The 20,497-nt window shown below is 71.2% G+C and carries 13 protein-coding genes and 2 pseudogenes; 3 read left to right on the top strand and 12 right to left on the bottom strand.

Going from position 1 to position 20,497, the window contains the following annotated elements; translation table 11 throughout:
• Positions 1 to 62: 62 nt before the first annotated feature.
• Complete coding sequence (locus ACZ573_RS07655; RefSeq protein WP_471300430.1) at positions 63 to 1,220, bottom strand: BtaA family protein; 1,158 nt, start codon at positions 1,218 to 1,220, stop codon at positions 63 to 65.
• 851 nt (positions 1,221 to 2,071) lie between these two features.
• Here ACZ573_RS07655 and lspA point away from each other — a divergent pair.
• A complete protein-coding gene (gene lspA / locus ACZ573_RS07650; protein ID WP_471300427.1) occupies positions 2,072 to 2,677 on the top strand; it encodes a signal peptidase II in 606 nt (201 codons plus the stop codon).
• Between the two features lie 458 nt (positions 2,678 to 3,135).
• On the opposite strand, the gene ACZ573_RS07645 is transcribed toward lspA, so the two are convergent.
• From ACZ573_RS07645 to ACZ573_RS07630, 4 genes and pseudogenes are all read right to left on the bottom strand, one after another.
• Complete coding sequence (locus tag ACZ573_RS07645; protein ID WP_471300424.1) at positions 3,136 to 3,315, bottom strand: hypothetical protein; 180 nt, start codon at positions 3,313 to 3,315, stop codon at positions 3,136 to 3,138.
• 337 nt (positions 3,316 to 3,652) lie between these two features.
• On the bottom strand, positions 3,653 to 4,633 hold the full coding sequence (locus ACZ573_RS07640) for a GNAT family N-acetyltransferase (RefSeq protein WP_471300421.1): 981 nt from the start codon (positions 4,631 to 4,633) through the stop codon (positions 3,653 to 3,655).
• Positions 4,634 to 4,675: 42 nt separating this feature from the next.
• Positions 4,676 to 5,929, bottom strand: coding sequence for an IS256 family transposase (locus ACZ573_RS07635; RefSeq protein ID WP_471300418.1), 1,254 nt, complete (start codon positions 5,927 to 5,929; stop codon positions 4,676 to 4,678).
• 352 nt (positions 5,930 to 6,281) lie between these two features.
• Positions 6,282 to 6,446 (bottom strand): annotated as a pseudogene (locus ACZ573_RS07630) (pirin family protein); the annotation flags it as partial.
• Between the two features lie 365 nt (positions 6,447 to 6,811).
• Here ACZ573_RS07630 and ACZ573_RS07625 point away from each other — a divergent pair.
• Together ACZ573_RS07625 and ACZ573_RS07620 are read left to right on the top strand one after the other, a co-directional pair.
• Positions 6,812 to 6,967, top strand: a complete 156-nt coding sequence (locus ACZ573_RS07625) for a hypothetical protein (RefSeq protein ID WP_471300415.1) — start codon at positions 6,812 to 6,814, stop codon at positions 6,965 to 6,967.
• A gap of 127 nt (positions 6,968 to 7,094) precedes the next feature.
• A pseudogene (locus ACZ573_RS07620) lies at positions 7,095 to 7,760 on the top strand (IS3 family transposase); the annotation flags it as partial.
• A gap of 96 nt (positions 7,761 to 7,856) precedes the next feature.
• Here ACZ573_RS07620 and ACZ573_RS07615 read toward each other — a convergent pair.
• The 7 genes from ACZ573_RS07615 to ACZ573_RS07585 all read right to left on the bottom strand — a co-directional run bounded on the left by ACZ573_RS07615 (position 7,857) and on the right by ACZ573_RS07585 (position 20,494).
• Positions 7,857 to 9,464 carry an eCIS core domain-containing protein gene (locus tag ACZ573_RS07615; RefSeq protein WP_471300412.1) on the bottom strand — a complete coding sequence of 536 codons (1,608 nt, stop codon included), beginning with the start codon at positions 9,462 to 9,464 and terminating at the stop codon, positions 7,857 to 7,859.
• Positions 9,465 to 9,579: 115 nt separating this feature from the next.
• Positions 9,580 to 11,085 (bottom strand): DUF6519 domain-containing protein, encoded by a 1,506-nt coding sequence (locus ACZ573_RS07610; RefSeq protein WP_471300409.1) that lies wholly within the window; start codon positions 11,083 to 11,085, stop codon positions 9,580 to 9,582.
• Between the two features lie 62 nt (positions 11,086 to 11,147).
• Positions 11,148 to 13,277 (bottom strand): hypothetical protein, encoded by a 2,130-nt coding sequence (locus ACZ573_RS07605; RefSeq protein ID WP_471300406.1) that lies wholly within the window; start codon positions 13,275 to 13,277, stop codon positions 11,148 to 11,150.
• Positions 13,274 to 16,504: a putative baseplate assembly protein gene (locus ACZ573_RS07600; RefSeq protein WP_471300403.1), complete on the bottom strand. Its 3,231-nt coding sequence runs from the start codon at positions 16,502 to 16,504 to the stop codon at positions 13,274 to 13,276. Before ACZ573_RS07600 ends, ACZ573_RS07605 begins: the two co-directional genes overlap by 4 nt.
• The gene (locus ACZ573_RS07595) at positions 16,501 to 19,785 is read right to left on the bottom strand and encodes a putative baseplate assembly protein (protein WP_471300400.1); all 3,285 of its coding nucleotides are present in this window, start codon (positions 19,783 to 19,785) and stop codon (positions 16,501 to 16,503) included. The genes ACZ573_RS07600 and ACZ573_RS07595 overlap by 4 nt, the downstream gene beginning before the upstream one ends.
• Positions 19,782 to 20,153, bottom strand: a complete 372-nt coding sequence (locus tag ACZ573_RS07590) for a GPW/gp25 family protein (RefSeq protein ID WP_471300398.1) — start codon at positions 20,151 to 20,153, stop codon at positions 19,782 to 19,784. Before ACZ573_RS07590 ends, ACZ573_RS07595 begins: the two co-directional genes overlap by 4 nt.
• Positions 20,150 to 20,494 (bottom strand): hypothetical protein, encoded by a 345-nt coding sequence (locus tag ACZ573_RS07585; protein ID WP_471300395.1) that lies wholly within the window; start codon positions 20,492 to 20,494, stop codon positions 20,150 to 20,152. The genes ACZ573_RS07590 and ACZ573_RS07585 overlap by 4 nt, the downstream gene beginning before the upstream one ends.
• Positions 20,495 to 20,497: the final 3 nt, after the last annotated feature.

The following is a 20,497-nucleotide window of genomic DNA, read 5'->3' as shown; positions in this document are numbered from 1 at the left end:
TCTGGCCTGTGAAGGTGTGGCTGGCCCCCCAAGGTTGTGAAGGTCTGGCTGGCCCCCCAAGGTTACGTCCGGTGCAATTGATCCGCGACTCGCTGCGGGTCAATTCGGTAGATGTAGAAGCTGCTGTACGTAAAGGACCGGTCCTGCGCGAAGAGCCGGTGGGCGAGATCGTCCTCGCTGACCACCGCACTTCGGAGCTCCGGAGGGACAGGAAGTGAGCGTACGGCGGAACGGTAGATGAAGCGGCCGCCTGGCGTACCAGCCCTGAGCACGCTGCGCACCGTCGTATGGAGGGACTCCCGGCTCATCCAGTCAAATATGTCCAGAAGGTTGAACTTGTCGACCGACGACTCGGGCAGTGAATCGAGGTACTCGGTGAGCCAGGCCGTGGTGTTGACTACGCGATCGGCCGTTTGCTTCAAGGTGTCGAAGTTCCGTTCGAGCAGGTAGGGAGGAACGTTCTCCGCGTCCAGGTAGGCGCCCAAAAATACCTGGGCGATGAAATAGTTGTCACGTATCGGGACGGTGGTCAGCACATATTCCATGCGATCGCGTATGTATCGCCCTATGCCATGGCGGTCTTGAATCAGCTCATACTGGGAGGGGTGCATGCCGGCACAGGCAAGTACCCATCGGGAGCCGAGGATTTTGAGTACCGAATCGCGCAACAATCGCGGGTGGATCTCGCGGTAATAGAAATCGCGCTGGTCATCGATGTCGCCAACCTCGAAGAACTGGCGCATCCGCCGCTCCCCGAGTTGCCATCGCATATAGCAGCGAATCCACTTCAAGAAGAACCCCAGCTTGCCCTGGGTAAGTATCCCGCGTTCCAGTACCCGAGTGTTACTGTCCCAGTAATTTCGTGCGCCATCAGGCAACGTGGCTCGCAGTGCTCGCCGATAGATGTCGACCGCCTCTGTGCTGCCGCAGGACGTGAGGAGAGAGCGGAAGTCGGCATGGTCGAGGTGTCGGATGCCTGCCAGCTTGAGGTCTAGCAGGTACGTCTGAGCGGGGTTGGGGTCGACGCAGATAAGCTGGCGGGGCCGTAGGCAGAGGAGGTTCAGGCAGTTGCAACCACCCGACGTGATGGACAGAACGGTGTCCTGGTCCGCCGATATGTGGAGCGCCTCACGATCGAGAAGCGGATCCTCCCAGGACTGGTTGAATACCAATCCGCGGAAGTAGGTGCGTTCTATCAGTCGATTGAGCGTGCTCTTCATAACGCGAGCCCCATCGCCGGCCTGGTCCTGTCGAGATGAGGCAGTAGCACCCATGGCGCCTACTGCCCCACCCCTCCCCGTTGGTTACATTTATCGCCAACGCTACTCCGAGTGACTCTTATTCGCTCCTTGGCACGGTGGTCGCCACCCTGCCGCCCGGCTTCCGGGCGCCCTGGACGCACCGGGCCCGGGGTCTCCTGGCTGACGGCACCCCCGACATGACGGATGGGAAGTGGGCCGAAGTGCGCGCGGTGGCGCCGACGCCAAATGGCCAGCCCTGACCGCTGATTGCTCTTTCGTCCGGCTGACCTCTCTCGGTCTGCTCGATGAGCATTCCGTACGAACTGAGAGAGGTCCTCGGGACGCCGCCGACTGCTTACGCCGCCTACACCCCTGACTCCGCCAGACCACCCTGTGAAACGCTCAAGGATCAGCTCGCCGCTGTCGGAATGCCGCAGGCCGACCTGGCCCGGTGCACCAGTTTCCCGTGGGGAACCAGTCGGAGTCCGCCTGGCGTCGCCGACCCGAGGTGGCCGAAGGCCTGGCTCAGCTACTGGACCGCGTTCCGCCGTTCCACCGTCTTGGGACCACTTCTTGATCACCGTCTTCCGCGATCCCCCTCAGATCCGAGGGGGATCGGAATCGAAACAGAAGTGAACGCTTTCCGGGATTTCCCGTCAGTCCTTTTCCAGTGCTTCGACGCATACGGCTAAGTCGACCAAGCCGGTATTTGTGACTGATAGTGGCCGGCCAGGTACATACTGTCCGCGTTTGCCTGCCTTCAGCAGGGCAGGCGCTATTGTGTCGTAATGCCGTCTCGTCATGGCGGCTCGGTATCAGTGGAGTGGATCATGCCTACCCGCAGTTCCTCGCAACCCCAGCGGAAAACAGCAGGGCCCGAAGCCGGCGCCCGAGCTCTGAGCAAGAGCCATCTGGCCGCATTGCTGGCAGCAGCTGGTCTCACCTACGCATTGGACCTGGGCAGCAAGTTCCTGGCCGTCTCGCGGTTGGAGAACCACGACCCCGTCGACGTTGTCGGCCGCGTGCTCACTCTCCAGGTGATACGCAACTCGGGCGCGGCGTTCAGTATGGGCCAGGCGTTCACTGCTGTGTTCACGGCGATCGCGCTCGCGGTCGTCGTGGTCATCGTGCGTGCGTCACGCAAGCTCCACAGCCTCCCGTGGGCTCTCGCCCTGGGCATGCTGTTGGGGGGTGCGCTCGGCAATCTGACCGACCGGACCTTCCGGGCACCTGGGGTCCTCCGAGGACACGTCGTCGACTTCATCTCTGTTCAGCACTTCGCGGTCTTCAATCTCGCCGACTCGGCGATTGTCTGCGGGGGAGCCCTGATGATCCTCCTTTCATTCTTGGGCGTTTCCCTGGACGGAACCGCCCCCGCAAGACCGCCGGGACAGCGGAATCGTCGTCCCGGGGCGACACGCATCCCCAGCGCGTAGCAGATCCTGGAACCGCACCCCAGCCCACACCACCGCACTGCCCGCCCGGGCCGACGCCAGAAGGCGAGCTCGACTGGGTCGTCAGGGTCGAGTGAAGCAGCCTGGGTGTCGCACCACGTGTACCGCTCCGCGGGCCACGGGAGCGCCCCGTTCCAGGCCGAGCGGTTTCAGCCTCAGGACGATCTCGGGTAACCCCCTTCGGCCGTTCGGCCCTGTCATCCGGCCCGGAAGCATTGCCGACGGGCAGAGCTCTGTACGAGGCGAGCGAATGGGGAAACCCAGCTTGTGCACCAGCAGGCCGGCCAGAGCGGAGGCTCACATGGCTCCCGTCAGCGCTGTTCCTCCACTGCGGAAGTCCGCAGATGCAGCCACCGATCGTGCCCGGCACCGGCGCCGGCAACAGGCGCGAGTGGTCCCGGCCCGCGAGCGGCGCGTCCTCGTCCATGCCCCACGGATCGTCATCCTTGGGCGAGTACATCGTTGACCTTCCTCAACCGGCCGGGGCCGAGCGGGTCGGCGGTGGCCTGCTGCGCGGCGGCCCAGTTCTCGGGGGTGCTGGCGGATACCAGTACCACGTCCAGGCTCGGACAGGAGATGTCGGCGAGGAGACAGGCGGCGGCCGGGGAAGCCCAGGGCACCTGATGAGCTCGGCCAGTCCGGGCGTGGTGAGCGCGCCAGTTCGCCGCCGTGCACGGGTGAGGAGCCGAAGGTGAGCAGTCCCGCCGCGCGAGCGTTGCCTCCCGGAAGCCCACCTCGCCGAGACTGTAGGACGCCGCTGCGATGACCGCTGCAGGGGTTGTCGGCTTTCTACAAGCAGTGACACCCAGGCGATCAGACTCTCGGTCCGGCTCTTGCGAAGCGCAGTGGGCAACCCGACCGGCGCGCAGCCGGGACAACTTCCAGACGAGCGCCGATCGCCGACGAGAGGAATTGTCAAATCCTGTGGACTGACCCGACAGCCCAATGGCCGGTCGATCAAGCAAGCAGCTTGCGGTAACGGACGTACTCGTTCCGCCGCCGGAACCCCACACTCTCGTAAAGGTCGTAGGACCGGTGTGGATTTGCCGCGCCCGTGAACAGCCGAGCGGTCGTTGCACCCTGCTCGCGAAGGCTCCGCAGCCCGTCCAGCAGCAGGACCCGGCCGATTCCGAGGCGTCGCTGGTCCGTCCGGACACTCAGCTCTTCCACCTCGCCCACGGTGTGGTCGTGACGGCGGATGGAGCACAGGGCGACGCCGACCATGTCCTGCCCGTTCCAGGCAGCCCTCCAGCATGCCGGGTCGGCGGTGTCGACGAAGTCCTGGAAAGGCCATCTCTGAGTGAAACCGCGGTCCGCGTACGAATCGACGACCGTCCTCCAGGCTGCACGGTAGTGTCTTGTCCCGATCGGCCCTGTCCGTATCCCGGCTGGCAGTTCGCTGCCCTCGGGCACCTGCTGCAGATCGCCTAGTTCCAGCTCGACCAGGCTGAAGACATGTCGGTAGCCGGCTGCGCGCAGAAGTGCCGTGGCGTCCTGCTCGGAGGCCATGGCGTTCGCGCCGATCACTGCCGTCCGCGCCGTTCCATGCTGTTTGACGAGCTGGCGGATCCGCTCTTCGGCCCAGCTCAGCATGGCTGAGCCGATGCCCTGGCCGCGATGCTCGGGCAAGAGGTAGCCGCGGTGCAGGTACAGCCACGTATCGTCCCGCTCTTGCCACCACCGGATCGTCGCGTAGCCGACGACGCTCTTGTCGAGCACCACCAGGATCTGGTTCCTGGACGGCGCCTCCAACTTGGCAGAAGCTTCGGCGATCTCGGCGGCTGTCGGGAGCCCTTCCACTACCGAATGGACATCGACCCGGTCCCGTTCAACACACCCCAGCCGCACCGCGGCCATGGCGCCGTGGTCTTCGTCGCCGCGATACGGCCGGAACCCGAGGCCGACCGGAAGGTCCTGTCCTGCCGTGCCATCCAACATGACCGGATGTTCTCGAACTTCGAGGCACGTCCGCCACCCTATTCACGCCGCGGTCGTCTTCGGCCGTTCAAGGAGCTGGCCGCGTTCAAAGCGGGCCCCGGCGCGGACGAGGGCAACGAGGTGGGGTGCATTCACGGCTCGCCAGCGGGCCTGGGCGGACTCGACGAGCTTGAAGACCATCGCCAGGGCGGCGGCCCGGGATCGGGCGCCCTTGGTGACCTTGGTTCGCAGACGGACGGTCGCGAAGGTCGACTCGATGGGGTTGGTTGTCCGCAGGTGGATCCAGTGCTCGGCGGGGAAGTCGTAGAACGCCAGCAGCTCATCCTCGTCATCGACGATCTTCTTGACGGCCTTGGGGAACTTCGCGCTGTACTGCTTGGCGAACGCCTTGACCGCGGCGGCCGCGTGCTCCTTGTCCTCGGCGTTGTAGATGTCCTGGATGGCCTTCTTTGCCGCGGGCTGAGCTGACTTCGGGAGGCTGTCGAGGCAGTTGGCCGTCTTGTGAACCCAGCACCTTTGGTGGCGGGTTTCGGGGAAGACCTCGTTCAACGCGTTCCAGAAGCCCAGGGCTCCGTCGTCGACGGCGAGGACGGGAGCGCGCATGCCGCGCCGCTGGCAGTCCCGCAGCAGGCTCGCCCAGGACTCCGAGGACTCGCGATAGCCGTCGGCCATCGCGATCAGCTCCTTGGTTCCGTCCGCGCGCACGCCCATGACGACCAGGACCGCGGCCTTCGCCTCCTCCAGCCGTATGCGCAGGTGGATACCGTCGGCCCAGACGTAGACGTAGTCCGTGGTGGACAGGTCGCGCTCGCTGAACGCCTTGTGGTCGGCCTGCCACTGGGCGGTCAGCCTGGTGATGGTGGCCGGCGACAGGCCGGCCGAGGAGCCGAGGAACTGCTCGAGCGCGGGCACGAAGTCCCCGCTGGACAGGCCGTGGAGGTAGAGGAGCGGCAGCACCTCGCTGATCTTCGGGGACTTGCGGCACCACGGCGGCAGGATCACCGAGGAGAACCTCTTGCGCTCGCCGGTTGCCTCGTTGATGCGCTTGTCGTTGATGCGTGGGGCCTTCACCTCGATCACCCCGGCCGCGGTCGCGACCTTCCTGGTCTGGTGATAGCCGTTGCGGACCACCAGGCGGCGCCCGCTCTCGTCTCGCTGGTCGGCCAACTCGGCGATGTAGGAATTGACTTCAGCCTCCAGGGCGGCGGCCAGCATCCGCCTCGCGCCCTCGCGGACGATGTCGTCGATCAGAGAGCCGGTCTCGGTCGTTCCATCGGCATTCACTACGCTCAGCACGGGCGTGCCTTCCCAACCGACGGTGCAACGTCGGCCTACTCGATGACCAGAAGTCGATCACTCGGGAAGGTACGCCCTTCGCGTCCGACCCGAGGCCGATGCACAGGTCATGAGCATTGCTCCGCCGACGAAGCCGCTTCAACGTCTGTACCTGCCCGAAGCCCTACCTGACACCCCGTCAGGAAAGTTAGCAATGGGTCAGCATTCGTAGACCCACGGACGCCCATAGAGGGGGAAGGCCCCGCACCATCGAAGGGCGAGCGCGGGGCGTGATCGCAAGCGCCGAGGATTCATCAACCGGAAGGCTCCGGACCCGCGCCCCGCGGGGCCGTCTCTTCCCAGCTATTGCAGGTCAACGCACTCGGCCACGCGGTTTGAGGTGGGCCGGGGGCAGGTCAGGAGCCGGAAGTGGAGGTCCGTCATACCCCTTCACCTCGCCGAATCTGGTCCCATTCATCCACTCCTCGCGGGCCTGTGCGATCTCCTCATGGGAGCGGCCAATCCAGTTCCAGAACAAAGCGCGGCACAGCAACGTTTTCGCAGGTCAAGTGGGCCTCGGATCGCTGACGGTCAGCAAACCGTCAGCATCGGAATCCGAGGAGCCCCAGGCGCATGGCGTCCAAAGCGCTCGCCCGAGGAATGGGCACCTTCTACAAGGACTGCGAGCACCCGGCAACCCATGGGCAAGGTGCCCTCACTTCTACAAGGTCCGCTACAAGGGGTCCTGGCGGAAACCAGGTCGAGGAGTCGGGCTTCCTGACGCAAGACGAGGTCACCGATCGACTGACGAATGCCTACAAAGCGAAGAAGGCCGCCCCTGGGCTTGATCCGCTTTGACGGACATCTGACTTCGACCTGACCGAGACCGCGGTGAGGGACTGGGTGAAGCAGGCCCAGGTCGACGCGGGCGAACGAGACGGCCTGACCAGCAGCGAGCGCGAGGAACTGGCCGCGCTCCGGCGGGAAAACCGAAGGCTGCGGGAGGACGTGGAAGTCCTCAAGCGTGCGACGGCTTTCTTCGCGACGGAGACCCGGTGAACGTGCAGCCGTTCATCGAGGCGGAGAAAACTGCAGGTCACAACGTCAAACGGGCGTGTGAACTACTCAAGGTCTCCCGAACCGCCTACTCCGCCCGCCGCGCCGGCGTCCCCGGTCCCCGCGCGTCCACGCCGTCCTCAAACGCGAGGGTGCCGGCTGCGGTCGCCGTCGCGTGGCCCGCCTGATTCGGCAAGCCGGACTCGTCGGCCGAACCCGCAGGCGACGCCACCGCACCACCATCCCCGACCCGTACGCGGCCACCCGACCTGACCTGGTCCTTCGCGACTTCCGGCCCGACCCGGCAGCGGTCGACACCCGCTGGTGCGGCGACATCACCTACATCGCCACCGACGAGGGCTGGCTCTACCTGGCCACCGTCATCGACATCGCCTCCCGGCGCGTCGTCGGCTGGGCCACCGCCGACCATCTGCGAACCGAACTGGTCGCCGACGCCCTCGAGGCCGCCTGCCGAAGCCGCAGGCCGTCCGGGCCGGTGATCTTCCATTCGGATCGTGGCTGTCAGTACGCCAGTCGTGAACTCGTCGTCCTGGCGTCGCAGTTCGGCATCCGGCCGTCCGTCGGGCGCACGGGCCAGTGCTGGGACAACGCCCTCGCAGAATCGTTCTTCTCTACCCTGAAGAACGAACTGGGCGACAGTCGTCCCTGGCTCACCCGGGCCGCCGCCCACATCGCCATATTCGAGTGGATCGAGAGCTGGTACAACTTGCAGCGGCTGCACAGCAGCCTCGGCTACCGCAGCCCCGCCGACTACGAGACCACCCTCACGGCCTGACAACACACCAACGGTGTCCGTCAAAGCGGAACGAGCTCAGCCTACCGGGTGCTCCGGAGCGGCGCACACCGACGGTCCGCGCCTGCGGGGCCCGCTTCACGGGCCGAAGGCGGCCGCGAAGCTCTCGGGGGGCATGACGACCGTGCCCGAGAGCCAGGCCCACTTTTCGAGCGGGGTCTCGTCGATCACGTGCGGATCGTCGGCCTTGCGCTCGAAATGCACCTCGTACACGTGCCCGTTCAGAAGCAGCGTCATGTGGGTTCCGCCCCGTGCGGCGATTACGCCGAACGGGACCCGGCGGAGCTGGTCGAGGCGGTCCAGCTTCGCCGGCCTGTCCGGGTTCGTGGGCCGGTAGTCCACCACGGACTTCTCCTTGGTGACGGCGACCCCGTGGTACGTGCCACCCCCCTCGCTAATGTCCCTGAAGATCTTGGGGTGTTCGGAGGCCGTGTCCGCGGGGTGGCGGGGGTCCGGTGCCCAGAAGACGCCTCGCCAGCCCGCCTGCGACTCCAGGGCCGCCATCAGGGCCGTGCCCTTGAAGGCGCCCGCGCTGGCGCGTTGCGCCTCCTTGAAGATCTTCTGCCAGTCCGCGGCGCGGCCCTTGGCGGTGAAGGCGTACTTGAGGACCTTCAGGACGTAGGTGGTGCAGTCCTCCGCCGATGCCCCGGCGGGGACCGGCCCGGTGGCCTGGTTTCCGGCGATCGTGCCGGTCCCGGTGGCCGTGAGCGCCTCGCGGTGCTCGAGCATCATGGACCGTGCCTTGACGGCGGCCACCTCGCTGAGGGTGTGGGTGGCGGGTGTGACGGCCCGCAGCGCGGGGAGGTCCCTTAGGACCAGGGGCGGCCCGTTCCAGAGGAAGAAGGTGTGGTCGTTGTAGACGACGGGTTTGCCGTCGCGCCGGCCGATGCAGCGGATGGTGTGGCGGCCTTCGGTCACGGTGCCCCGGAACACGTCACCGGTGAAGGCGTAGACCGGGAAGAGCGCGCCCGCGTCGCCGCGCGTGGTCCGCAGCGTGGCGAGGAGCTTGTCAGCCGGGTCGTAGAGCTCCCACGAGAGGTGGTTCACTGTCGGTTCGAACACCTTCACCTTGGCCATCATCGCGCCCGTCGACAGCGTGACGGCTCCACCCGCGACGGTCGCGTACAGCTCGGTCATGGCCGTGAGCTGGACCCTCTTCGGGTCGCGGGGCGCGGGCGCCGGCCCGTCCGCGGGGGCGGCAGGGGTCCGTTGGACCACGCGGCCGGCGAGGGGCAGTACGCCGACGGGGCGGGCGGAGCCCGGGGCGGTGGCGGTCCTGGCCGCCGCCTCGGCCTCCCCGTCGCCGCGGTCCGTGATCACGAGGGGCGAGCCGCCGGTCGGGGCGGAGTGCTGCTGTACGACGTGCGCCAGCTCGTGGGAGATCAGGCGCCGGCCCTCGTCACGGCCGGGCTGGTACTGCCCGGCGCCGAACACGACGTGGGAGCCGGTGGTGAAGGCCTTGGCGGCGACGGACGCGGCCGCTTCGGCGGCGCGCCCGTCGCCGTGCACGCGTACCGTGCTGAAGTCGTGCCCGAACCTTAGGGCCATGGCGGTCCGTACGGATGCGTCCAGCGGCTCTCCCCCCGTCCGGACGACCTCGTCGACGACGGGCGGCGCGAGACGGGGTTCGGCGTGTGGCACGGCGGGAGGAGCAAGCCGCTTCGAGGGCTCGGTCTGGAACTCCACGGGGCCTCCCACGGGACCGGTACTCCCGGGCCCGGGTCCTTCCCTCCCCTGGCCCGCACACTTCAAGTCAAACACCGCGGGCGCGGGGTGTCACCACCGGCCGCCCGGGCCGCGCCTACGTCAGGGCCCTGGCCAGCGGGCGGAACACCATGCGCAGGTCCTGCGGGGTCCGGGCGCCGCCGGGGTCCGCTGCTCCGACGTGGGCCAGGGGGGCGTAGTGGTAGTCGATGCCGTGCGGCGTCCTGAGCTCCGGGTCGCCGTTCGCGTCGGCCGACCACAGGACGTCCCCGTTCACGACACGGGCGGGGATCAGCCAGTAGTCGCCCGCCCGGTAGGACCGCTGCGGGGGTGCGGGGGCGGCGGGCGGTGCGGGGGGCGGGGGCGGCGCATCGGGGTCGACGGGAGCGGCAGGGGCGGCGGGCGGCGGGACCGGCTCGAAGAACACCTCGATGCCGTCCTCGATCGGCAGCCACCTCCCCTCCTCGATCAGCAGCGCACCCGCGCCGGACACCGCCGTGGCCACACTCGCCGTGCTCCCCGCCGGCCCGGTGGCCGGCTCCGGCGGCCGGTGGTCCCAGCGGCGCAGCAGCGGATGGCGTTCGGGGAGCATGCCGAGCCCCGGCTGGTGGGGGTCGGACGCCGGATCCGCGTCCAGGACCACCCGCCGGCCGACGTGGTCCACCTCCGTGATGCGGTACAGGCGTGGAGCTCCCTCCGTCACGTCGCGGGCGGCCCGGCAGACGGAGGCGTCGTCGACGATCTCGACGGTGTCTCCGGTCTCCACCCCGAGCTTGTCGTCCCGGCCCAGCGTGTCCAGCTCCAGCGTTGCCCCGGCGACCGACCTGATCGGAAGGACCACCGAGGCGTTCTCCCGCGACCACTTGAACGTGGCCAGGCCCACCGGGCCCCCGCGGTGCACCTCCACCCGGTACAGCTGGTTCTCCGGCCCCCGGTAGCCGGAGTCGGGCGCCACGTCGCACGGGTCCGTGTCGCCCTCCGCGAGCCGGGCGCGGGCCGCGAGCGTCGCCTTGGGGCCGAAGCGGGCGTCAAGCTCCTCCGCCAGCCAGCGCGGAGCGACTTCGGGGGCGGGGACGGGGGTGTCGTCGTCCGGATGCAGCGGGAGCCAGTCGATCTGCCACACGACGCGGGTGCGCGCCGTGGTGTCGGGGCCGTGCAGGCCGAGGGCCGGCTCCCGCAGCTCGGGCGCCTCATGGGCCGTCAGCAGGCGTTCCCACACGCGCAGGTACACCAGGAACGCGCCTCCGTCCAGCTTGCCACCCGCCTTGTCCCGCTCCTGTTCGAGGTAGCCGTCGGGCTGGCTCCAGTACTCCGTGTCCTTCTCGCACTCGCAGAGGATGCCGTCCACGTACATACGTCCCTCGGCCACCGTCAGCACGCCGTCCTTGACGGCGACCCGGAACCCGCCGAGGTCCGTCGGCTGCGGTCCTGCCGCACAGGCCGCCGGGCCGAGGACGTCGGCGACCAGGGTGCGCAGGTAGTGCTGGAGGATCGCGGTCTGCTCGTTGATCTCGGAGTCGAGCTGCACGCGCCCCTGTTGGGACAGGACCGCGGAGAAGTGCCGGTTCGGGTCGAACGTGACCCGGGAGAAATCGCCTTGCATCGTGGTGCGCTCCCTGACGTGAGGAGTGGCTCGTCCGCGCGCGGCCCGGGGGCCGCCGCGGCTCAGGTGACGAAGAACAGGCCGCTGTCGCAGCCGGCGGGCGTGTACTCGTCGAGTCGGGTGCGCAGGTTGTCCTCCCTCAACGGCTGGAACAGGTCGTGCAGGGCACCCGGTTCCGAGCCGTCGTCCGCGCCCCGGCGGATCTCCTCGGCGCACCCGTCGGCGAGTTGAACGTACCCCGGAGTGCCGTACCGGGTGCTGGTGAAACGCAGTGCGACGCGTCGCGGGTCGCCGGACTGCTCCGGCTCGCAGTGGAACCGGGCGGGGGTGTGGGAGTCCGGCGGCACCCAGCAGAACCGCACGCAGCCCTCGCCCCGGTGCGAGACCCGTACCTCGCCGTCGAAGAGGGAGTTCTCCAGCAGCTCCACGGCCCGCACGCGCACCGTCCCGATCACGGTCGTGCGGCGCGCGGCGAGCACCGCGTGGGCGGGGCGGCCCTCCGGGCCGGTCAGTGCCGCCGACTCGCGGCCGGTGGCGTCCAGTACGGAGTCGGCCAGGCAGACGCGGTTGGGTTCGTCTGCCGTCTCGTCCTGCCTGACGACGACGGTGCCGAGTACGGAGTGCTCGACCCGCAGCCGCGCCGGGGTGTTGACGAGCTCCAGGCCGGGCTCCTCGGGATGCTGCGGTCGGGCCCGTTCGTCCAGGTCCCAGCCGGGCACCAGGGTGCAGTGCCGTACGACGACCTCGCCCACCTGCCCGTGCACCTGCACGCTGCGCCCGGCGATGAGCAGGCCGTCCAGCACGATCCGCGGCAGCGGCCCCTCGCCCCGGCCCGTGCCGGTGATCCGCAGGGCGTCGGGCCGGTTGCCGGACCAGTCGAGCAGCCGCAGCACCGGCCGCACGCCGTCGGCGGCCCGCAGCGTCAGCCGGTCCCCCGGGTCGAGCTCGATCGCGAGGACCTCCTGGTAGGCGCCGTTCCCGGTGATCTCGACGACCGCCTCGGGCCGCCGCCCGCCGTGCCGCCAGCCGGCGCGCCAGCGATCCAGCGCCTCGGTGATGCGCCGGTACCGCTCGCCGGGCCCGACCCGGTAGACGTGGGCGCCCGCGTCGGTGTCCGCCGCACCCGGGCGGGGGTACTCGCCGCCGCCCAGGTCGGCGGCGGCCCCGTGGTGGTAGGTGACCAGGACGCCGGCCTCCGGCGCCTCGCGGGCCGGGAAGGCGATCCGGCCGAGAACCGGGTCGACGGCGACCTGGCCGGCCCGCGGCCGGTAGGTCCACCCCGACAGGTCGGCGGCCACGATCCGGTCGAGCGGCACCGGGGGGCCCTCGGGGCCGGGCCACACACACAGGCTCTTGCCCGGCCCGTAGTAGTCGGCGAGCCGCTCGGTGAGGGCGCGCCGTCTGATCGGCGCCGGAACGTTCATCTCGTCCGCGGTGTGGCACGGGGACGGCTCGGTCACCGGCTTGGTGAACAGCGGGATGTCGTTGCCGAGGGCGCTGAAGGTGAACCGGTAGGGCGCGCGGTCGTCGCAGTAGGCCGGGGCGCGGGTGACCGCGTGGGCGAGCAGCCGCCACACGTGCAAGCCCACGCCGGGGATGCCGTGCCGGCCGGCCCGGCGAGCGGATCCGGGGCGGGCGACCTCCGCGGTGCGGGCCAGTTCGTCGAAGGGCCCGCAGAGCCGGTCGAGGGCGTCCACCCGGCGCAGGTCCGGCAGCCGGCCGTGGCGCAGCCGGCGGCGGGCCCCGCGGTCGTCGGCCGGGTACCGGCGCACGGGCTGGGTGACGGCGAGGAGCCGACGGTACTCCACGGCGCGGGCCGGCCAGCCGGCCACATCGGCGGCCAGGTCCTCCAGGAGGGCGAGCGTGCCCTTGCGGCGCCGGTTGGCGACGGCGTCGGCCACTTCCCGGCGGGGGACGGCCGCCGCCAGCCAGCGCTGCGCCTCGGCCGTGCCCGAGTCGAGCCCGGCCGCCCTGGGCAGCATGCGGTGACCGACGAGGTCGCCGAGGTAGGGGACGGCCCAGTCGGCGCAGGTCTCGATGAACGAGTCGGCGTAGAGCCGTTCGATGTCGGCCTCGACCAGGTCGGCCTGTTCGGCGATGACGGCGAGGAGCGCGCACAGCCGGCCGCCGCTCTCCTCGTCGCGCCGGCGGTGGACCGCGGGCAGCAGGCCGTAGAGCTCGTCGGGGGTCATGGGATCCTCCGCAGGACGAGGGTGTCGGGGGTCGCAGGGTCGAGCACGGCGAGCTGCGCGGGCCGCAGGCCGCGCCGGACGACCAGCTGGGGGAAGGCGTCCTTCAGCCGGGCCCGGAGCACCACCTGGTCGATGCCGGGGTTGAGCCGCAGGAGCCGGTGGACCGTGAGCCCGTACTGCCGGGCCACCGAGGTGAGGGTGTCCCGGTCGGCCGTTTCGTGGCGGGTGGCCCGGTTCCCGGCGGGCCGGGCCGTGACGCAGGCGCGGGCCGTGGTGAGCGTGTCGGCGAGCCGGGCCAGGGCGGTGGTGTCGACGTCGTCGGGGACGCCCGTGAACAGGTCCACGTCCACGTGGTCGACGCCGGGCACGGACTGGGCGGCGCGGTAGGCCGTGCTGAGGTGGGCGGGCGCGGCGAGTTCGGTGCCGGCGAAGCCGAGGGCGTCGTTCAGGGCCCTGCGGACGGCGGGGGCGACCGACTCCCAGGTGCGGTCGGGCTGTACCCGGATCCCGGCCGCCATCAGGAGCAGGACCCGCTCGCGTACGGCGACCCGTACCGGCAGGTGGGGGTCGCCGTACGTGGCGAGCGCGGTCTCCAGGGCGGTGACCAGGGGCGAGCCCGGCGTGAGCGGGGCGTCGTCGACGGCGGCGACGGTGACCAGCACGATCCGGCGGCGGCCGTCGACGACGTACTGCGCGTTCGCCTTGCCGATGCCGGCGAAGGCTCGGGCGAAGTCCTCGTAGTCGCGCAGGGAGACCAGCCGGTCCAGGGCCCGCAGGCGCAGTGGGACGCGGCTGCGGGTGTCGTCGACGCCGTCCGGGTCGGTGCCGCCGGTCGCGGGCAGTGGGTTGGTGACGGCGCTGACGCCCGGGGGCCTGCTGACCACCTGGTTGACCTGTCCGGCGGCCACGTTGCCCGCGCTGCCGGAGCCGATCCGGTAGCGGGCGCCGACGTTCTCCGTGCCGGTGGGCAGTCGGCTGCCGTGCCGGCCGTCGCCGAACTCCACGGCGGCGGCGCCGTCGGCGCCGGTTCGCAGCCGGTAGCCGGTGTCGGCCGGGCCCAGTTCGGTGAGGTCGTCGGCCCGCTGCCACCGCAGGTCGGCGACCCGGACGGTCAGGGTGTCGGCCGCGCCGTCGGGCGTGGCGGCGGGCAGGCAGGTGAGCGGGCCCTGGCGCAGCGCGAAGGTCTGCCCGCCCCGGCCGGCGTCGCCGCTGCCGAGGACCTCAGTGCGGGTCTCGCCCACGGTGGCGGGGATGACGTTGCCGTGCACGACGACGGTGTCGCGCCGGTAGCGGTAGGCGAGCTTAGCCGTCAGGATGAGCGTGGTGCGGGCCCGTTCGCCGGGGCGCCGGGGGTGGCTCTGGCGTACGCCGCCCAGCATGACCAGCTCGGTGCCGCGTACGCCGGTGACGAAGGGCACGTCGGTGCGCTCGCCGGAGACCACCAGCCACTGGCCGGGGCGCAGCCCCTCGTAGGCGGCGTCCAGGTCGATCTCCCAGTCCCCGACGTCGTCCCGGAGCGGGGCATCGGCCACGGGGAGGGCTTCGCCGGCCGCCCACACCGTTGTCTCGCGCCGCCCGTCGTCCGTGAAGTACTTCGGCGGCAGCGAGGTCTCCAGGCGCAGCTGGGTCGACTTGACGGCCAGGTTCCGGCCCAGTGCGGAGGGCTGGCGGACCTCCTGCACCTGGCGGACGAGCGGGTCCTTGCCGCCGCGTTCCACGACGATCCAGCTGTGCGCGACGACGGTGTCGTAGACGGCGTCGAGGGTGAGCTGGCGGCCTTCGGGGGCGAGCCCGTTGTTGCGCTCGTGGTTGTCCACGTCGATCAGCCGCGCACCCCTGTTGCCCCGTTCGCGGAACGCGGTGCCGGCGGGGGCGGCCCGGACGCGCAGCCACTGCACCTCGACGAAGGAGTCGGGTGCCGCGACGGAGACGGTGTTCAGGGCGCGGTAGAGCCCCGCCGCGAGCCGGGGGCGGACGGCGGCGAGCAGCCTGGGCAGGCCGTCGGAGTCGGCGGCGAACAGGTCGGCGACGCCGGGCGGCCGCAGCCGGGACCCGGTGGGCGGGCGGGATCCGGGGCCGGCCAGTGCGTCCAGGGCGGGGGCGAGACCGACGAGCGCCGGGCTGCCCTCGGGCACCCCGCCGGACCGGGCTTTGGGATTGGTGACGGCCATGCCCGGGTCGGCGAGCAGCGGCACCCCGGTCACGGCGGCGGCCGCGGCCGACACCTCCCGGCCGCGCTCGACGATCCGGGCGAGCCAGGCCTCGACGGCGACGTCCCCGGTGACGCGGGCGACGGCCAGGTGCTCGCCGAGGCGCCGGAGCGGGTCGGCGATCTGCTCGACGTACTGGCCGATCCGCGGCTTCATGCCGGTGGCCTGGAGCGGCTCCAGTACCCGGGTCTTGATGTCGGCGGCGATCTCGCCCGTCGGCACCTGGAGGACGGCGGCGCGTACCCCGCTGCTCAGCCGGGCCATGGTCTCGGCGTACAGCTGTTCCCCGTTGGCCGAGGCGAAGTACACGACGGTGCGGCCCCGCGCGGGGTCGGGGCGGACCTCCCAGACGGTGCGCACTCTGGCGTCCTCGGGGGCCGAGAAGCGGAACAGCAGGCGGTCGCCCGGCCGGATCGAGGGCTGCATGCCGGTCAGTTCGAGTTCCCGGAGGTTTTCGACCCGGTGCGGGGTGAAGGCGGGCGGGGCCGTGCGTCGGACCGGCAGCTCGTTCCACTCGGCACGTGCGGTGAGGTCCTGGGACGTCTCGAAGGTCTGCGGCAGCCCGCCCGGCAGGGGGGCGCTCTTGACCTGCGAGCCCGCCGGGATCGTCGTACTGGTGCCCGGGTCGAGGGTGTACGCGAGGTGGGTGGCGGCCGCGAGCGCGGGCCGGGGGCGGTGTCCGACGAGCCGGCCGAGCCGGGTCAGCGAGTCAATTTCCGTGGCGGTGCGCAGGTACCCCTCGTTGGCGATGCGCTCCTGGTAGAAGGTCAGGACGTCCGCGATGACGGCCCAGCCGTCGAGCAGGGCGATCGACGGGTCGTCCGGCTCGCGGGTGGTCAGCGGGGCCAGTGCGGGGCGGTCGGTGGCCGAGAGCCGGGCCAGCATGGAGTCCAGGAACTGCCGGTGGGTGCCGATGCGGCGGTCCAGTGCGGGCAGACCGGGGCGGTTCCAGACCGCGGCCGGGGTGGCGGAACGGGTGCTGGCGCAGCAGCCGCAAGGGCGGGGCGAGCCGCTCATCGTCCTCCTTGCACAGTGACGGTCAGCCGCCCGTTCTCGGGGCGCGCCGGGTCGTCGTCGAGCCGGGCGATCTCGAGCGGTCGCAGCCGCAGGACGCCGGTGGCCGGTACGGCCTCGGCGGTGGGGGGCGGGGCGGGGGCGGCCGGGGTGGTCGCGGTCCCGGCGGATGCGCTCGGGGCGGGTGCATTCGGCGCGGGGCCGGGCGGGCCGTACAGCCGGCGCAGGCAGGTCACCTCGACGTGGCGGACGCCGGGGACGGCCGCGGCGGCGGCGACCAGCCGGCTCACCCGCACCGGGGTTCCGAAGGTCAGCTCGTCGGGGTCGAAGAAGCCCCGTCGGCCGCCCGGCAGGGGGCCCGGCCGCAGTTCGCGCAGCACGTCCCGCCGCACGTGCCCGCCGATGTGGTCGGGCTCGGCCGTGACGGCGAGGGCGACGTCGAGGGGGACGTGCACGGCCGGGCCGGTGACCACGTCGTGCCCGATGCAGCGGTAGCGGTGCAGTTCGTGCCGGACCTCCGCCAGCAGCCGGTGCGGTACGTCGGCGCTGCCCAGGGCGTCCACCGCGATGTCCGCCTCGTACCAGCTGCCGGTCCAGCGCAGGGCCGCGGCGGCCCGCTGCACTCCGGGGCGCAGGCCCGCGAGCGCGGCGTAGTCCGCGGCGGTGACGGCGCGGCGCAGGCGGCGGAAGGGTTCTCGGGGGGCGGCGAGCCGTACCGCGGCGACCGGTTCGGGGTCGGTGCCGCCGGTGGCGGGCAGCGGGTTGCACACCCTGGCGACGGCCGACAGGTCGGCCGCGCCCGCGGACACGAGGCAGATCGTGCCGGCGCCGACGTTACCGGCCCGGCCGTTGCCGATCCGGTACTCGGCCACCAATCCGCTGCCGCGGGGCGGTGCGGCCCCGGCGCCGCCCGTGCCGAACCGGAGGGTGAGCATGCCGTCGTCGTCGCTCTCGCCGACCAGGTGGCGGTCTCGCGGGCCGCTGGAGAGGAGGTCGCGGCGCGGGGTCCAGGGCTCGCCGGACCGATCGGAGCGGTCGGAGCGGTCGGAGGGGTCGGTGTCGTCGTCTTGGGGGGTGCGGTCGGTTGAGTGGTGGGGGCGATGGGGGTGGCGCGTGTGGTGGTGGTCGTCGGGCGCCGTCGTCTGCTGGTGCGGCGGGGCGGCCTGCGCCGTCTGCGCTGTGTGCGACGTCTGCGCTTGTTGGGCTAGTTGGGTCTGTTGTGCCTGATATGCCTGGTGGGCCTGCTGGGCCTTGCCGCCGGTCTGCTCCTTGCCCGACGGGCCGGCGGGCACGGCCGGCCCGTTCTGCCCGTGCTGCCCGTCGGGCTCGTCCTTGGGGTCCCACGGCCAGACCCGCAGGGCGGGCAGCGCCTCGCGGGGGTCGGGGAGCAGGGCCTCGCGGGCCGGACCGTGCAGGGCGTGGTTGTCGGGGGCGATCAGCCTCCACGCGCCGTCGCCCCAGGTGTGGTCCAGCTCCCAGCCGGTGTCCGCCTCCTGGAGCACGTACCCCGAACGGGTCTGCCGGGCCAGGCCTTCGATGCGCCGGAGCTTGCCTTTGAGGAGCTCGTCGAAGCGATGGAGCAGGGTTTCCAACGCCGCGCCGGGGTACTCGTCGAGGCGGACCCGGTCCAGTGCGCGGGGCCCGAACAGCGTCCGCAGGAAGGCGAGGTCGCCATCCTCGGGCCGGACGTTCCGCCTGCCGAGCTCCCAGAGCCGGTCCCGGGCCGCATCCGGCAGCCGCTCCAGCCACCGGGCCTGCGCGGCGGCGATGTCGGCGGGCCGGGGGTAGGGCGCGGTCCGGGTGACGTGGCTGCCCCGCAATGCGTGGGGCCGGCGCCCGACGGGCGGGGGCAGTTTCTCGGGGTCGCGGCCAGCCCACATGTTGGACAGGCCGTGCTCGACGAGCACGGCATTGCCGCGGACGATGCCGACCTCCAGGTCCTCGCCGGCCGGGTCGGTGGCGCTGACGCAGAAGGGGAACGTCAGGGCATCCTCGGCGGCCCAGGAGATCTCGAGGACGGGGGTGTCGGTGAGCGCGTCGACAGCCGGGGTGACCCCGGTCAGCCGGACGGCCTGCCGGTGTGAGGGGAGAGCGTCGGCCGGGGATCCGGTGCCCGCGCCGAGCACCTCCTCGAAGACGACGACGTCGCCGGGGACGAGCCGCAGCACGCGTTCCCGGGACCCCTCTTCCGTCGCCGTGTCGCGCAGGGTGGCCGTGGTCGTGCCCGCGGGCAGGCAGCATGCGCGGTCCTCCCACGTCCACAGGGAGATCCGGCTGTGGGCGGGGTACAAGGTGATGTCCCGGTCGTGCACCGGCTGGAAGACGGGCCGCTGCCCGGCGTCGACCTCCGCCGCCGCCAGGACCGGCCCGAGCGGGCCGGCGTACCGGCCGGGCGGGAGCACGGTGAAGGCCAGGTCCCCGCCCCGCAGGGTGACCTCCTCGCGCGCCTCCAGACAGACGAATGTGCGGGCGGCGCAGCCGTCGTGCATCGGGTAGTCGACCAGCCGGGCGTGGCGGCGGACCGAGGTGCGCAGCCGGGCGGTGTCGAGGTACGCCTCGGTGGCGACGGCATCCTGCTGGTAGCTCAGCCGGTCGCCGACGTGCGCGAGCAGCTCGACCAGGGTGATGCCGAGGTCGGCGGCGTGCTGCTCGGTCCACCCCGGCATCGTCAGGGAGAGCCGTTCGAGCAGCAGCCGTCGGAAGCTCGGGAAGTCCCTGGCCAGGTAGTCGATGACGGGTGCCGGTTCGGGCAGCGGCGGGCAGGGCTCCACCGCGGGTGCGCAGTCCAGACCCGCCGGGGTGGGCCGGAAGCTGAACTCCCGGCTGTTGTAGCGGGAGTCGAAGCCGTCACCGCGGGCGCACAGCCGGTAGACGGACGAGTCGCCGCACCGGTCGAGGGTCAGCCGGAGGCAGCAGCGGTCGCCGTCCCCGTCGGGGTCGTCGTGCGCGGTGACGGCGGTGACGCGGATGTCGGTGACGCGCCGACCGCCCTCGATCCTGAAGTGCTGCCGGTTCAGCCCGGTGGGCGGCGTCCCGAAGAACATGACGGTCAGCGTGCGCCGGTCGGCCCCGACCGATACGTCCTCGATGCCGACCAGGCCGTGTTCGCGGACGGCAGTCCGGCGCCGCTCGCTGTCGCAGCCCAGCGTCGGCGACCCGGAACCGTCCGCGGGCGGCGAAGCGTACGAGGATCCGAACTCGGATCCGTACGAGGTGCCGTACGAGGTGGCGTCCGCGGGTCCGTAAGCGGATTCCTGTTTCGGAAGGTGCTCCGCTGCGGTCATCGCGCGGTCCCTCCGTCGATGCGGATGCTCTGCCGCTCGCCGGTGGCAAGGAGCCGGTAGGCAACGAACACGTTCAACGCGGACTCCTCCACCGTCACTTCGAGGGTCTCGACGTCCAGCAGATCGCCGAGCCAGCGCTGGAGGGCGGCCTGGGCCGTCATCTCGACGGTGGCGGCCACCTCCCGCGCGGCCGGCCCGAAGACCAGGTCCAGCAGCCCGCAGCCGAAGTCGGGCCGGTGCACCCGTTCGCCCGGCGTGGTGAACAGCACCTGTTCCACCATGTTCCGCACGTGCTCCGCGTGTCCGGTGGCCGCGGTCCGGCCGCGCGCGTCGATGCGGTAGGGGAAGTCGACGTTCACGGCGCTCACATCCCCCACACCCGGATCTGGGCGGCCTGCACGATGGGCGGCAGGGGCGTCGCCGACGCACTGAGCCCGGCGCCAGGGGACGGCGGCGGGGTGGGTTGCAGCAGGGCTGGCAGCCCGCCGACGAACACCCGGGCGGCCACGCCCGTCCACTGGATGGCCGTGCAGGGCGGGGGGCCGGTCCCGGTCAGGGCGCAGCCGGTGACGAGGAAGGTGTCCGCGGTGGTGGCGACCGGTTGCGCCATGACCAGCACCCGCTGCTGGACGGGCGTCGGGATGTTCACCAGTCCCGGCGGATGGGCGCAGGTCATGGTGGCCCCGAAGTGGAACAATAGTCCCGGCATCGC

It is taken from the genome of Streptomyces sp. NPDC040545 (assembly GCF_055595065.1).
This window is presented reverse-complemented; position numbering and strand designations above follow the sequence as displayed.

Coding starts and splice junctions, on each gene's coding strand:
- ACZ573_RS07610 (WP_471300409.1), bottom strand. CDS start 11,085: ATGCAAGGCGATTTCTCCCGGGTCACGTTCGACCCGAACCGGCACTTC.
- ACZ573_RS07600 (WP_471300403.1), bottom strand. CDS start 16,504: ATGAGCGGCTCGCCCCGCCCTTGCGGCTGCTGCGCCAGCACCCGTTCC.
- ACZ573_RS07585 (WP_471300395.1), bottom strand. CDS start 20,494: ATGCCGGGACTATTGTTCCACTTCGGGGCCACCATGACCTGCGCCCAT.
- ACZ573_RS07605 (WP_471300406.1), bottom strand. CDS start 13,277: ATGACCCCCGACGAGCTCTACGGCCTGCTGCCCGCGGTCCACCGCCGG.
- ACZ573_RS07655 (WP_471300430.1), bottom strand. CDS start 1,220: ATGAAGAGCACGCTCAATCGACTGATAGAACGCACCTACTTCCGCGGA.
- ACZ573_RS07640 (WP_471300421.1), bottom strand. CDS start 4,633: ATGTTGGATGGCACGGCAGGACAGGACCTTCCGGTCGGCCTCGGGTTC.
- ACZ573_RS07595 (WP_471300400.1), bottom strand. CDS start 19,785: ATGACCGCAGCGGAGCACCTTCCGAAACAGGAATCCGCTTACGGACCC.
- lspA (WP_471300427.1), top strand. CDS start 2,072: ATGCCTACCCGCAGTTCCTCGCAACCCCAGCGGAAAACAGCAGGGCCC.